Below are 14550 nucleotides of genomic sequence, written 5' to 3' on the forward strand. Positions count from 1 at the left end.
ACTATGCATTGGTAGGAACGGCAATATGGTTAACAGGAATTCCAAGCTCCGGTAAAACGACAACGGCGTTAGCTTTGTCAGCAGCTCTTCAAGAAAGAGGCGTTAGGGTCGAATGCTTGGACGGCGATGAACTTAGACAAATGGTAGGACGAGGGCTTGGATTCAGTAGAGAAGATCGAATGGAGAATATTCGCCGTGCCGTCTATATTAGCAAGCTGCTGAACCGCAATGGTGTTACGACGATCATTTCCATGATTGCACCCTATTTGGAAATGCGAGACTATGCGCGAGCAAAGCTGGAGCCATATGTTGAAGTGTATGTGCATTGTCCCTTAGAGGATTGTGTGCGCAGAGATGTGAAGGGCTTATATGCAAAAGCAATAAAAGGTGAGATAACAGCATTTACGGGTATTTCTGATGTCTATGAACCGCCGGTGCACCCAGAAATCACGATACATACGCACTTAAACAGTGTGGAGTCCAATGTGAGTCAAATTTTAGAGTACTTGATGAAATAATGAGAGGAGGGAATGGCGTTGATTGAGCATAGCAATCTTGAAGAATATCAGGATCCCGTAAATTACGATCTTGAATTTGGCGGTGAAATGGACAAATATCAGTTCTTTCTTGAGCTTGCTAGATAGAGTCCTGGAGAAGTGTTAGAACTTGCTTGTGGTACAGGCTTAACAACGATCCCCCTGGCAAAAGCCGGCATAACGATGACTGGTGTAGATATCTCATCAGAGATGCTCGCATATGCGCGGTTGAAGGCGGAGGGGTTGCCTGTTACTTTTATGGAAGGCGATGCCCGTACTTTCGAATCGGACAAGCGATTTTCGATGATTTATTTGACTGGCAATGCATTTCAGGCATTCTTACGTGAGCAAGATCAGATCGATTTGCTCACGACCGTTCACAAACATTTACAACCCCACGGAATCTTTGCATTTGAGACTCGTAATCCGGAGGGAACGGATTTATCCGATGAAGAGGAAACAGAATGGGGATCATTTATTGATAAGGATGGAAATACTGTCAAGGTGTCTGGCACACAACGTTACGATGCTAGCCAGCAAATCATGCATTGGGTCACGATGCGTGATTGGGGGGATAAGCGAACGACTTCCCGAATTGCTTGTCGGTTCACGGATCAGAATACGCTGCATACTTTATTAACTCGTCACGGCTTTCGCGTGGAACATCAATATGCTGACTGGGATAAAACGCCGTTCTCTCCGTTATCTCCATCGATCATTAGCGTTTGTAGGAAAGATTAGGAGAGACAGACATACTGCATTGCAATAAAACATCCCCTCAACTCGAGGGGATGTTTGGTGATCCCTAGTTTAGAATGCGAGCAGGTCCATCCCTTATGGGATAGAGCTTTAACGGTCTGTTCAACGAGGGCGGGCGCACCCGTTCGGGACATGCTCATCGTAATGCCGTTTCCTTTTCCAGCATTTTGATAAGCCTGAACGTGTACACGCATCTTCTAAATACCACTTCATCCAGACCTTCAGCTGATCCTCACTCTTGATATTTAGCTCCTTCATTACTTCTTTCACAGAAATACTTACAAATCTCATCTCGATTGATTTCAATTTCAACCCCTGATTATTTCATGAAAATACGACATTCCACATCAAAAAGAGGTTATCCTCATTTTTATTGATGGAAATTTTACGGTAGACAATCTCTATAATAAAGAAACAGATGGGGCCATAAGTCTTATGGTCAACGGTAATTTGTGTGCGAAAAATATAGCTGTTGGCGGTCAGGAAATATATGTATCGGGTAATCTGATGATTGAGGAAATATTGTGCGGCTCCTACAATCATGGAGAATCGATTGTTCAAGGTGATCTCACCGTCAAGCGCGTACAGACGAAGATGGAGACTACCTGAATGCCCGGATTGAAATCAGAACTCCTGATGGAGCGTATTATTTTTATTCACTGGATCATGGAAATTATGTTTCATGGCATTATCAGCCACCTGATCAATATGGCATGCAGGACATGTCCTTATTGGATCTGAGGCGCTGGGAGGCATCTGAGCGGTATTTTGCTGGATTCAAAAAATTCATTGCTCAGAAAATATGAAAACGCGTACTGATTGTAGCATCAATAATTATAGGTAGTAGGTAAAAATACTGGGCTGATTTGCAAATCCATTTATAAACACTTACATGATCAAATGATGATGCAGAAACAAAAAAATTGTGACAGATAAACTAGGCTTATTGAAGGATTTGACGCTAGAAAATAGGTATGCAATTATCATTGCAAATGATAATCAATATCATATATTATGGGGGTATAAATCTTTCAACACAGAGTGAAAGTGAAGGGGAGAGCAAGACGGTGAAATTGAATGAGCAAGCTTTACTATGGAACCAAGCATTCATCAAGATTATAGATGTACGGCATACAATAATGAAGCAAGGCGAGGAGTTGCATGCGTACAGAATGCCCTCAAGCGCCTTCTTATATGTAATTAGAGGCAGCGCACAGCTCCAGCTGGACGGCATTGCACACCACGTCAGCCGGTTTTCCTTGATCCATGGAGGCAAGGGAGTCTATCTTGATATTACTGCGGATGAGCTCCTGGACTATTATATGATTTTATATAAAGCGGTGCTGGCGCTGCCAGCCCGTCAAGAAACGGTCAAGTTGATAGAGGATCACAATCCGTTTCAAATGCAATATGTGTTCAAGCCTCATTACCCGATCTCCGTCTTCCATCATGTCACCGCCATGAGCAAGGAGTGGCATCATTCGGATTTCATAGAGAAACTTCATGTTAAAGCGATATTTTATCAAATGGTCTATGAAATACTAGAGCAAATGGAACGACAGAATGTCATAGCCGTCAAGCCTGACCTCGTGGCCCAAGCGGTACGCTATATTCATGAGCGCTATCAGGAGCCGATTACGCTCGAGACGCTGCTTGAACACCTTGATTGCAGCTCCAGACAGCTGCTGCGCGTCTTCAAGAAGCAAGTTAGAACAAGCCCGATCGATTATTTGATTCAATTACGGATGAGCAAGGCGAAGCAGTTACTTCTTTCCACAGATTTCACCTTGAAGGAAATTGCGGAGAGCGTAGGTTATACCGACAGCTATTATTTTAGCCGTATCTTCAAGAAATACGAAGGTGCTTCTCCTACTAGCTTTAAAGAAGCTGCATTGCAGCAGGAGCAGCGTCGAAATAATCCATCCGTCGTGTCCAGATATCCCATTGCTGCTAAAAGACAGCAACGTTATATTGATAATGATTATGAGAATCATTATCATAAAAAGAGAGAAGGGGTATTACCGATGTATCGAAAGTCGAGAACAGCAATGGCAGCAACCTTATTATTTTGTTTCACCCTCTTGTTGAGCGCATGCACAACAGGAGGAACGAACGCCACATCGGCAAACAGTGGCTCGCCCAGTAATAACGTAGCAGCTTCCACAAGTCCGGCTGCAAGCAATGAGACAAGAGTAATTAAGCATGCGATGGGGGAAGAAACACTCAGCGGTACCCCTGAACGTATTGTTATATTGACCAATGAAGGAACGGAGGCGCTGTTGGCAGTTGGCATTAAACCAGTCGGAGCCGTTCAGTCTTGGATTGGCGATCCTTGGTACGACCATATCAAGCAAGAGATGGAAGGGGTCACCGTTGTCGGAGACGAGCTGCAGCCGAATCTTGAATTGATCGCGAGCCTCAAGCCGGATCTGATTATCGGCAATAAGGTCAGACAAGAGAAAATTTACGACCAATTAAAGCAAATTGCTCCCACGATATTCTCCGAAGATCTGGCGGGAGATTGGAAAATCAATTTCAAGCTCTACTCCGAAGCTTTAAACAAGCAGGCAGAAGGAGAGCAAAAGATGGCGGCCTTTGACAAACGTGTCGAGGAAGTCAAGGCAAAACTGGGCAGCAAAGCGGAAACGAAAGTATCAGTGGCCCGCTTCTCTGCCAAACAAGTTCGTATCTATCAGAAGCAAACGTTCTCCGGTGTGCTATTGAGCCAATTAGGTATTGCCCGCCCAGAATCGCAGGATAAAGACTCCTTTATGGAGGTTATGTCCAAGGAAACGATACCTAGCATGGACGGCGATGTGCTCTTCTACTTCGTATCGGAGGTTCCGGGCAAGAACGATGCGGCGAAGGTGGTAGAGGAATGGAAAAAAGATCCGCTGTTCCAGAACTTGAGTGTTACCAAGAACAACAAAATTATTCAAGTCGATGAAGCCATATGGAACTCAGCAGGCGGATATGAAGCGGCCAATCTGCTGCTGGATGAACTTGTTAAGTACTTTGATGTAAAGTAATTAAGGCGTATCGAATTAACAAGCTGACGCTGTATTCGCGTCAGCTTGTTGGCGATTTTGGCAGTTTCGTTGTTAAGGCTGCCAATGAAAAGGAGGCACGGTGCAGACATGAATGGTTCTTTCCTCACGCGAAGCAGCAAGCGGAAGCTCGCCGGCCTAGCTGTCAGCGCGATCCTGCTGCTGATTAGTATGTTGTGCAGTGTATTGTACGGTCTTCATCACTTCGGTTTGAAAGACTTGTGGCAGGCCTACAGTCAATTCGACGGATCCAATGAGCATCTTATTCTGACGACGGCTCGCGTACCCCGAACCTTAGTTGCGGCTCTGGTAGGAGCAAGCTTAGCCGTAGCAGGGGCGATTATGCAGGTTCTAACAAGAAATCCACTGGCTTCGCCCTCTGTCTTTGGCGTAAATGCAGGGGCAGTGCTATTTATTGTAATCGGGCTGCTCGCATACGGTTCCTCGTTAACGATGAGCGGTATGGTCTGGCTAGCTTTCGCAGGCGCGATCGCAACATCAGTGGCCGTCTATACGCTAGGCCTGCAAGGAGGCGGGTTCGAGCCAGTGAAGCTGACCTTGGCTGGCGCTTGTATGGCTGCTTTCACTTCTTCTATTACATCCGGCATTATGCTTATTGATAAGCAGTCGCTTGAATCTGCCCTGTTCTGGATGATCGGCTCCGTGGAAGGAAGAAATGTAGAACATTTGCTGATGGTACTGCCCTATATGGTAATAGGGTTAGCTATCTCATTCCTATTGGCGGGCTCTTTAAATATTATGGCGCTTGGAGACGATAGCGCAAGAAGCTTAGGACAGCGGTTGACTCTGGTGCGTGTCCTATCAGCTGCGGCAATCGTACTACTCGCTGGGAGCTCAGTAGCAGCAGCTGGTCCGATCGCTTTTGTCGGGCTTATTGTTCCTCACTTGTGCAGATACATCATTGGACATGATTTCAAGTGGCTGCTTCCTTATACCGCACTAGTTGGTGCAATCCTTCTAGTGACTGCAGATTTAGCATCACGCTTTATTCTAGAAACCAAAGAAGTTCCGGTAGGCGTCGCAACGGCGATTGTCGGAGTTCCCTTTCTGATTCATGTGGCCAGGAGGAAATTGCATGCTTAACCCGCGTACAGCCAAATATACGATCATGTTTATCGCTTTAACCTTTATCGTTGCTGCCTTGTCACTTCTTAGTTTATCGGTCGGTGGAGTTGGTGTTCCTCTAGAAGAGGTGCTTGCTTCTCTTGTCGGGCGAAATGCGGAAGCCAGCAACCTGATCATTATGCAGTTCCGTCTGCCTCGAATAACAGCCGCTATTCTCATTGGTGCAGCATTGGCAGCAGCCGGAGCGCTATTGCAGGGCGTCATTCGCAATCCGCTAGCTTCTCCGGATTTGCTTGGTGTAACGGGTGGTGCGTCGGTAGCAGTGGTTGCTTTCATGACTTTCGTGACGGGCTACAGCATTCACTGGGTACCGTTCATTGCGATCGGCGGCGCGTTGGTTACGGCTACCCTCAATTATGTATTGGCTTGGAAAAAAGGGGTGTCGCCGTTCCGGCTGGTGCTGATCGGCATCGGCATTTCAACCGCAATGGGGGCGCTCACTACATTCCTGCTCATTAGCGGTCCGACGTATTTGGCCGCGCAAGTGCTGAATTGGATGACAGGAAGCATCTATGGTACCAATTGGGCCTATATCGAAGTGCTCTGGCCGTGGGTAGCGATATTCATTCCTTTGTCACTGCTGATGGCGAAGGAATTAAATGTGCAATCTTTAGGCGAGGATGTCGCTCGAGGCCTTGGAAATAGGCTTCAACTCAGCCGGATGATTCTCTTATTTTATAGTGTTGCGCTTGCCGGCGCAGCGGTTGGTGCAGCCGGTACGATCTCTTTCATCGGATTAATGGCACCGCATATTGCCAGAAGACTGGTCGGAAATTGTTACAAGCTGATCATCCCGGTATCCGCGTTTATAGGTGCGATTATTCTATTGCTGGCGGATTTGGCAGGAAGAATGCTTTTTCAGCCGCTGGATATTCCGGCTGGCGTATTCACAGCAGGCATTGGCGCTCCATTCTTCATGTACTTGCTATTTAAACGCAAGAGGACTTAGCTCATCTGTCATCTCAGATAGAGATAGAGGAGGAGAATAATGGAACGCTCATTGAGTATGCTCCTGGTTAGATCATAGACTCGCTACTGAGACGAATAGAGTCCTTATAGCAAAGAGGCTTAAGGTTTTAGCATTTCTACTTACTAGGAAGCTGTATACTTTAGGCCTCTTTGTGTTTATTCTCTGGTTTGAGTGACTCCTTTCAGCCGAGAACAGAATCGATGTTTAGAACATTCAAAAATATCTCTTTAAGGTCGGCCCACTTGAGCTAACCGAGGGGACGGATTTGCTTTCGGGGATTATCGATCTTTTTGAAGAGGGAGCAGTCTTGGGGAAAGGCGTGCTGGAAGTGACGGGCAGTGACGTAGCAGCTTTCTGCGACGGTCTAATCAAAGATACAAAAACTTACGCTGACCTCTATCAAGAATCTGTTGGCCAAGAAGGTAACAACAGGAATTTTCTATAATGCCCCCAAACACAAAACTACAATTCTATAGGGTGTAGTTTGGGCGGGGATACTTACTGTGGTAGGTCCATAAATAACAATTAGATCTCGGTTCGCAGGGGTTCCTGAAAAGTGTTGCCCATTTGTTAGTATGATTTGAGTATATGGAGAAATGGTTAATCGTAATCGTCCATCACTACTCTCCAACTCAGTATTAAAATAATCTACTTTTACATTCTGATAGGGGCTATTTTTTACCATGACAATTGCTTGATATTGTGGAGGGTAAATTAGAGGTGCGGGTGCATTTCCGTCATAATATCCAGTCACTTGATCTCCTACTGACACCATTACATGGTCTACAAAATAAGTTTTGGGCGACACCACGAAATTTACGATTTCCCCCAACCCGTTGTCTACAGCTATTAATTTATAACATCCTTCGCCATTTTGCCCTGTAAAAAAATCATTAATCATAGTGATAGTACCGTGAAAAGAATAAAAATTTGTCATTACAATACCTCCTTTTGCTGTGTAAAGATACGCACTATTCGTAAAGTCAAATATCCTGTATGTATAGTATGTAGGTTAATAACTATATGATTGTGCAGATGCCTATATAGGAGATTCCTCGTGTTGTGCTAACATGTATTAGCCTTGTAACATACCTTGATGATTCCAACCACTCCACACTTATTAGAGGAACTAATCTTTAACTTTACAGGAGCGGATTTTTGTTTTAATGGTATAAGTTCATGTCCCGAGCTAAGGATAAGAACTTGTATTCATAGCCGATTAGATACCTGCATAAAAAATAAAAGCGGTATTATTTAAGTCTTATTGTTCAGAGGGAAAATCCTTTAAAGAAAAGTGCTAATTCATGACACTCCGATAACACGACTCCAATTGAGACGAAATTCTATTATGCTTATCTGTATAAATTCCTCCATATTGAGACATGATTCCAATCCCCTCCATGCTTTACCCATAGGCGTACTTACTTGGTTTTTGATCCCCAATTAATTGCGCGTTATGAATGTCAGCGTTCATCAGCAGTTTACTAGCTGATTCTATATTGTAGAGCAGAGTTGCTCACGCTTAATTTCCCCTTCCTACGTAGATTTCCAACCCGCTTGTCTATGCTTCTCACGATGTGATTAGGTATTGTTTTTCATGACTTTGTACGAGTATATAAGCTCTAAGGAGTTTGTATAAATCGGTTTAAGAAGGAGTGGATGCCCGCACGTTAACGGTTGTGCACAGCTTAGGCAGGATCCTATTCAAGAGAGGAGGCAGCTCACAAGATCGCGGCAAAGATGGTGTCGAAAAACGAAAGGCACATTATGACCAAACCAAATCATGGGAGGTAATGTGATGATGTTTCAAACCCGTTTGGATTCCCGTTTCATCCTGCGATTAATGCTGATTGGCGGCGGATTGCTGCTCGTATTCGCTTGTATGTTTGCGTTCTCGAAGACCTTGTCAGCCCACGGATATATCAATGATCCAGCCAGCCGCGCGATCCAGTGTAAAAACGGATTAAATACCAACTGCGGCCCGATCGTCTATGAGCCTCAGAGCCTGGAGGGGCCGAAAGGTTTTCCTGCTGCCGGGCCCCCTGACGGCAAAATCGCCAGTGCCGGCCTTGCCGGCTTCGCCCCGCTTGATCAGCAATCAGCTACTCGCTGGAACAAGGTGAGCATGAAGAGCGGCACCAACAACTTTACTTGGATTTTTACCGCTCGTCATGCCACGACAAGCTACCGGTATTTCATCACCAAGCCGGATTGGAATCCCAATGCACCGTTGACCCGCGCCCAGTTTGATCTGACTCCGTTCTGCACGATTAACGGGAATGGCCAGCAGCCGCCGGCTACGTTAACCCAAACCTGCAATGTGCCGCAAAGAGACGGTTACCATGTAATTCTCGGGGTGTGGGATATCGCGGATACCCAAAATGCCTGGTACATCGTCATCGATGCCCAATTCGGTTCTGGCGACAACATTGCGCCTACGGCGCCGACTAATTTGGCAGTCAGCAACGTTGGCACAACGACGGCTACACTGACTTGGGGGGCCTCGACAGACAACATTGCCGTCACGGGTTATGAGGTGTACAACGGCGTCAATGTCATCGCCACGGTTCCTGCCAATCAGACGAGCGCCAATCTCACCAATCTATTGGCAGGCACGACTTATAATCTAGCTGTGAAGGCGTTCGACGCTTCCGGTAATCGGTCACCGCTCAGCAATAGTGTCCAGTTTACGACTACGAAATTACCGGTTGACGTGACGCCGCCGACCAATCCGACCGGCCTCCATGTGATGGGCACCCCGACGTCGACGTCAGTGACGTTGATGTGGAATGCATCCACAGATGATTCCGGCATCGCTGGTTACCGGATTTACAACGGCAACACGGTGATCGCTACTGTCACTGGTACGGCAACCGAGAAGGTCGTTACCGGTTTGTCGCCGAACACGCAATATACGTTTACGGTTCGCGCTTACGACCCGTCGAACAACGAATCTGGTGACAGCAATGCCGTGACGGTGTCAACGCCTGACGGTCCGAGCGCAACGCCATGGGCTCCAAATACCGCTTATGCGGTCAATGCGCTCGTATCTTATAATGGCAAGGTGTACAAATGCCTCCAGAACCATACCTCCTTGCCGGGGTGGGAGCCGAGCAACGTGCCCGCGCTCTGGCAGCTGCAACCGTAAACCCAGGCTTTAAAAGAGCTGGAATCCCGCCGTTTGCAAAGAGCGGCGGGATTATTTTTCATGATAGATTCGATCGAGTGGATTCCATGCAATGACTCTACCATCTGGTACAAAGAAGTGCTTGTCGAGTTCACTCTATGAAAAAAGGAGCTGGAGATGGTATGAAAAGGAAAATCGCGTCTATCGCTTTCGTGTTTGTCCTGTTGTTCAGTTTTGCTTCCACTGGTTTGGCCGCCTCAAGCGGACCGGGTACAGGCAACAATACTTGGGCGCCGGTTCAAGCCCATGGCAATATTTATATCGAAGGCAACTTCATAAACAACGGGCAGATCAGCCTCGGGGTTAATTTTAATCTGTATCGGGTTACCCCGACCGGAGATGTGCTGGTAGGGAGTAATTCGACGAATACTATTGCGGCCGGTCAATATGCACGTCTCAAGATTCCTTTGGCTTCGAATCAACCCGACGGACAGTATAGACTTGTCTTAAGCTCACCAGGTGACTTTACCGTCGTTGCCTATCTGGGCTACAATTAACGTTAAAAACCTCCTCGGCCACATTTCTCCTTACGGTGGCGATGGAGGTTTTTCTTATTTTTAACATATTAACGAACTCAAATGTCTTTTAACAAAGTTAGATACTTTCGGAATCAATTTAGCTATTGACCTGAAATGGATTTCATACTTTAGCATACAAATAGGAGTTCTTTTTAAATATGCCAAAGGAGGATGATAACCATGTATACAACAATTATTTTTGATATTGATGGAACATTAATAAATACAGAACAAGCGGTGTTGAGATCCTTGCAGAAGCTGCTAAAAATTACCTATGATCGGGAAGTTGACTTCTCAGAACTTGCTTTTGTGCTAGGGATACCAGGTTCTGTCTCTTTGAAACGACTGGGCATTAAGGATAATGACATCGAATATGCCAATCATTGTTGGAATGAGTTTATGGGGGATTATAAACATTCAATCCATGTTTACGAAGGTATTCAACAGTTGCTTGCGAGTCTGAAAGAACATTCTATTTCTACCGGGGTAGTCACATCCAAGACGAAACAAGAATTTGTCGACGATTTTGTTCCTTTTGGTCTTGATCAATATATGCAATACGTAATATGTGCAGATGATACAACATTGCACAAGCCTAATCCCGAACCATTACTAAAGTTTCTGGATATCTCGGGGGCGAAATCTGGGGCATCCATATACATCGGCGACACCATTTACGATTCTGAATGTGCCAGAGACGCTGGTGTTGACTTTGGACTAGCTTTGTGGGGATGTAAGCATGGGGATTCTATTCCAGCAAAGTATAAGTTCAACCATCCACTGGACATGCTTACACTTTTAAATCTCCAGTAAAGGTATGCATCACAGCTAAAACTTCTCATCTAAAGATTGAATAGATGAGAAGTTTTTTATATAGGTAAATGATATTTATAGGTGAAGAGCATAGATTAGTTCAATCAGACTTATCGGCAATGATAAAAATTCATCTCAACTATCTGATGATGCCACTTTGACACCTGCTTGTCGGGGGACAAGAACATGGTCCTATTTAAGTCGCTATTAGCGGATTTTTTAAGATTGATTTTTCAGATAGTCGTTATCTAGATTACATTTATATACATTGAACTGTATTTAAAGTTCTAATACTCTTATAAAAAGGATATGACATTGTAAATTCATTTTAAAGTAAGAAAAGAAAAAGAAGGAAAGGATAACCAATGAAAAAAAGAAAAAATAAAAAGACATATATCATTTTGGGGATAACCCTTTTGGTTGTTATGGTTTGGTTGAATAATACGAGTCTATTTTACTCGAAAGATACAAATTATAAGATTCTAGCTCATAGAGGATTGGCTCAAACCTTTGATATTTCACAGGTAGAGTATGATACGAATACAGCTGAAATCATTTATCCACCTGAGCACCCTTATATAGAAAATACAATTCCTTCTATGAAGGCAGCATTTGATCATGGTGCTGACGTCGTGGAATTAGATATTCAGTTAACGAAGGATCATCAATTAGCTGTTTTTCATGATTTTACTTTAGAATATAGAACAAATGGTAAAGGTGAAGTCAAAGATTATATAATGAACGATTTGAAGAAACTAGATGTCGGCTTTAGATATACGGCTGATAATGGTGAGAGCTATCCGTTTCGTGGCAAAGGCATTGGTATGATGCCAAGCTTAGATGAGGTGTTTGCAGCTTTTCCTAATAAAGAGTTTTTAATTCATGACAAAGATGGAGATATGGAAACAACAAAAGTATTGTGGCATTCTTATTTAAGCAAATTGTCTAAGAACCAATTAGATAAAATAACAGTTTATGGTGATGGAGACAGCGAAGGGTTTGATTATTTACGTTCAAAACATGCAGAGTTGAAATTGTTGACGAAAACAATGATGAAAAACGCACTTTTAAAATACGAATTATTAGGTTGGACGGGATATATTCCGAAAGAATTGCATAATATGGAGCTTCATTTGCCTTTAAATTATGCGAAGTTCTTATGGGGTTGGCCAAATAAATTTATTGATAGAATGGAATCTGTCAATACGCGAGTCGTAATCGTAGAGGGAAATGGTAAATGGTCAGAAGGATTTGATACAAAAGAAAGCCTTGAAAAAATTCCAGCAGGATATCAGGGCTACATATGGACAAATAGGGTTGATAAAGTTACTAAATGATTTCATTTATCAAAAACAGTTGCTTCTTCATTGACCTTGAGGGGAATCGAATTGAACACTGAAGAAGTATGCGGCACGGGGTAAGGAATAGCGATTAGGGAATTAGAAAGCAATTAGAATCAGACATAGGAGGCACGGCCATCAGAATGTAACGCTGGCATGCCTCTTTTTGTTTTCAGGATTACATTCCAACGTATATTTATAGGAAGAAAGGCGCGACAAGGGTTTGAATATACTTTTATACATATGAACAAAATACAATGTATTCTACACTATGAAGCATATATCGCCGAAGTGGTTGATACGAAGGAGGAAGCCTTTGTTAAGACCAAATAGTTCGTTGAAGAGGTTGTATCAAAAAATCAACTAGCTTGCGTGGGTGAACGACAGATGACCAATTATGAACAAGAAAAAAAGCTAGCTGCATTAACGGCGCTGGCTTATGTAGAAGACAAGATGATAATCGGGATCGGAAGCGGGAGCACGGCAAGCCACTTTATCCAATTTCTCGGAGAGAAAGTGGGAGAAGGGCTTCAAGTAACCGGCGTGCCTACGTCCAAAGAGACGGAGCGCCTCTGTACATTACTTGGCATTCCACTGATCACAACTCAAATTCCAGAAAAAATTGATCTTACCGTTGACGGAGCAGATGAATTCGATCCGTATCTGCGATTAATAAAAGGGGGAGGCGGCTACTTGCTAAAGGAAAAACTGGTTGCCTCTTGTTCCGCTAGAACGGTTATTATTACGGATTCCAGAAAACAAGTAAGCGTACTCGGACGCACATACGCGCTACCGATCGAAGTGATTCCGCTAATGTGGGGCCAGATCGCGAAGAAGCTTAGGGACTTGGGAGGCGAAGCGAAATTACGCTCTTTTGGGACACCGCCTGTACCTTATTTGAGCGAAAATGGAAACTATATTCTAGACTGCAAGTTCGCATCTATCGATCAGCCAGAACGCCTAGCCGATGAGCTTTCCCGAATGAACGGCATCGTCGAACACGGACTGTTCATCGGAATTGCTGATGAGGTCATCATGGGGGATAAGGAGGGGACGAGATGTTTTCGCATTGGCTCAAAATGACAGAGTTTCAATGTTGTTTTTCCGGAGCAGCAATCGACATCAATATCTTGAGACGTTTCTCGCTGCCAGAGAAATATCCGCAACTTCGTTGGGATGAGTCATAAGGATGGCGTAGAGTCGATAGCAAGCGTTTATTCCACCTTATTACAAACCGTAAATTGTAGGAATAAACTCTACGGACGAGCTTTTGACTTACAAATTATATTAAATATTAGGGACATTAAAAACTGCCTAGAGGCACGGAAACCATATTAATAACATACTCTCTGAGCTCTACGGTGAGCTCAAGCGGCGCATTCCAAACATTAATTAGCGTTGAGTTTGTTTCTTAAGCCAGTATTGGCGATTGTAGGTCTGAATGAAAGGTTGTTCGGATTGCACTTGCAAGGTGAAACTGTGCTTTCATTGAGTCCATGTGAAACAAAGTGGAACATAATGTAATCATTTTACGTCTACGTTATTAAAGGGAGGGGTTCGATGCTTCGAAAAATACTGCCGATTGTATTCTCTATCGTAATGTTATTGAGTGCTTGCAGGTCAGATGAAGGCTTTCCGAACCACAATTGGGTAATACTCCTCCCCAGCCAGAAGTCAACGTTAATGGAGAATCCATTCAGGTGTATCAAAGCTCATACTGTTGGGGAAACACTTGTGCCGATTATATAAGACCAGAAGAAATGCTTAGAGATAAGGAAAAAGAATTTCTGAAGGTAGTTCAAGCTACGTATTTGTTATCGAAGTGATAGATTAACTTGTTTGTTCAATGAAACCAGGGAGCAAACCTTAGGGGGGATTCAATGATTGTACCTGCTCATTTAGACGGTGCGAAGGTGATAATGTATGTGGATAATGATGTGAACCGTCCAATCGCAAGAATGCTATATGAAGAAGATAATGGCTCTTCTAAGGAAATAATCATTACAGGGTTAGCACTTGCGAAATACGACGATTCCAATGATTATTATCTGTTCTTATGTGATAAGAACTGGGAAGTCTATCAAGATTTTGATATGGGATCAATCGAAGAGGCACTCCATAGTTCTATCGCAAGTTTTGAGCTAAACAAGAGTGATTGGAAGTATGTATAGATTACGCTAACAAGACACGATAGTTTAAACATATTTTGTTGAGCAGCTTCCGAAGCCAGCATA

Annotated in this window: 13 protein-coding genes and 1 pseudogene; 13 read left to right on the forward strand and 1 reads right to left on the reverse strand. The window is 44.0% G+C overall.

What is annotated here, in order from left to right; translation table 11 throughout:
- The first annotated feature begins 8 nt into the window (after positions 1–8).
- The 7 genes and pseudogenes from cysC to PBN151_RS13550 all read left to right on the forward strand — a co-directional run.
- Positions 9–518: an adenylyl-sulfate kinase gene (gene cysC / locus PBN151_RS13520; protein ID WP_072729374.1), complete on the forward strand. Its 510-nt coding sequence runs from the start codon at positions 9–11 to the stop codon at positions 516–518.
- 138 nt (positions 519–656) lie between these two features.
- Positions 657–1277 carry a class I SAM-dependent DNA methyltransferase gene (locus PBN151_RS13525; RefSeq protein WP_072729627.1) on the forward strand — a complete coding sequence of 207 codons (621 nt, stop codon included), beginning with the start codon at positions 657–659 and terminating at the stop codon, positions 1275–1277.
- Positions 1278–1730: 453 nt separating this feature from the next.
- Positions 1731–1904 (forward strand): hypothetical protein, encoded by a 174-nt coding sequence (locus tag PBN151_RS31270; RefSeq protein ID WP_175560705.1) that lies wholly within the window; start codon positions 1731–1733, stop codon positions 1902–1904.
- 458 nt (positions 1905–2362) lie between these two features.
- Positions 2363–4324 (forward strand): AraC family transcriptional regulator, encoded by a 1962-nt coding sequence (locus PBN151_RS13535; protein ID WP_072729376.1) that lies wholly within the window; start codon positions 2363–2365, stop codon positions 4322–4324.
- 108 nt (positions 4325–4432) lie between these two features.
- A complete protein-coding gene (locus PBN151_RS13540) occupies positions 4433–5446 on the forward strand; it encodes a FecCD family ABC transporter permease (RefSeq protein WP_072729377.1) in 1014 nt (337 codons plus the stop codon).
- Positions 5439–6437: a FecCD family ABC transporter permease gene (locus PBN151_RS13545; RefSeq protein ID WP_072729378.1), complete on the forward strand. Its 999-nt coding sequence runs from the start codon at positions 5439–5441 to the stop codon at positions 6435–6437. Before PBN151_RS13540 ends, PBN151_RS13545 begins: the two co-directional genes overlap by 8 nt.
- A gap of 232 nt (positions 6438–6669) precedes the next feature.
- Positions 6670–6903: pseudogene (locus tag PBN151_RS13550) on the forward strand (DUF1048 domain-containing protein); the annotation flags it as partial.
- Here PBN151_RS13550 and PBN151_RS13555 read toward each other — a convergent pair.
- Complete coding sequence (locus PBN151_RS13555; RefSeq protein WP_021253356.1) at positions 6898–7395, reverse strand: hypothetical protein; 498 nt, start codon at positions 7393–7395, stop codon at positions 6898–6900. The pseudogene PBN151_RS13550 and the gene PBN151_RS13555 sit on opposite strands and share 6 nt — an antisense overlap.
- 864 nt (positions 7396–8259) lie before the next feature.
- On the opposite strand from PBN151_RS13555, the gene PBN151_RS13560 reads away from it, so the two are divergent.
- The 6 genes from PBN151_RS13560 (at position 8260) to PBN151_RS13590 (ending at position 14487) form a co-directional block, all read left to right on the forward strand.
- Complete coding sequence (locus PBN151_RS13560; RefSeq protein WP_072729628.1) at positions 8260–9606, forward strand: lytic polysaccharide monooxygenase; 1347 nt, start codon at positions 8260–8262, stop codon at positions 9604–9606.
- 137 nt (positions 9607–9743) lie between these two features.
- Positions 9744–10142 carry a hypothetical protein gene (locus PBN151_RS13565; RefSeq protein ID WP_227774646.1) on the forward strand — a complete coding sequence of 133 codons (399 nt, stop codon included), beginning with the start codon at positions 9744–9746 and terminating at the stop codon, positions 10140–10142.
- Between the two features lie 201 nt (positions 10143–10343).
- Positions 10344–10976, forward strand: a complete 633-nt coding sequence (locus PBN151_RS13570) for an HAD family hydrolase (protein WP_072729380.1) — start codon at positions 10344–10346, stop codon at positions 10974–10976.
- A 365-nt stretch (positions 10977–11341) separates the two neighbouring features.
- On the forward strand, positions 11342–12313 hold the full coding sequence (locus PBN151_RS13575; RefSeq protein ID WP_072729381.1) for a glycerophosphodiester phosphodiesterase family protein: 972 nt from the start codon (positions 11342–11344) through the stop codon (positions 12311–12313).
- Positions 12314–12703: 390 nt separating this feature from the next.
- Positions 12704–13399: a ribose-5-phosphate isomerase RpiA gene (gene rpiA, locus PBN151_RS13580; protein WP_072729382.1), complete on the forward strand. Its 696-nt coding sequence runs from the start codon at positions 12704–12706 to the stop codon at positions 13397–13399.
- Positions 13400–14196: 797 nt separating this feature from the next.
- Entirely contained in the window at positions 14197–14487 is a 291-nt protein-coding gene (locus tag PBN151_RS13590) for a hypothetical protein (RefSeq protein WP_072729384.1), read from the forward strand.
- The last annotated feature ends 63 nt before the right edge of the window (positions 14488–14550 follow it).

Origin of the sequence: Paenibacillus sp. NAIST15-1 (genome assembly GCF_001894745.1) — a bacterium.
GTDB classification, from domain to species: Bacteria; Bacillota; Bacilli; order Paenibacillales; family Paenibacillaceae; genus Paenibacillus_B; species Paenibacillus_B suaedae.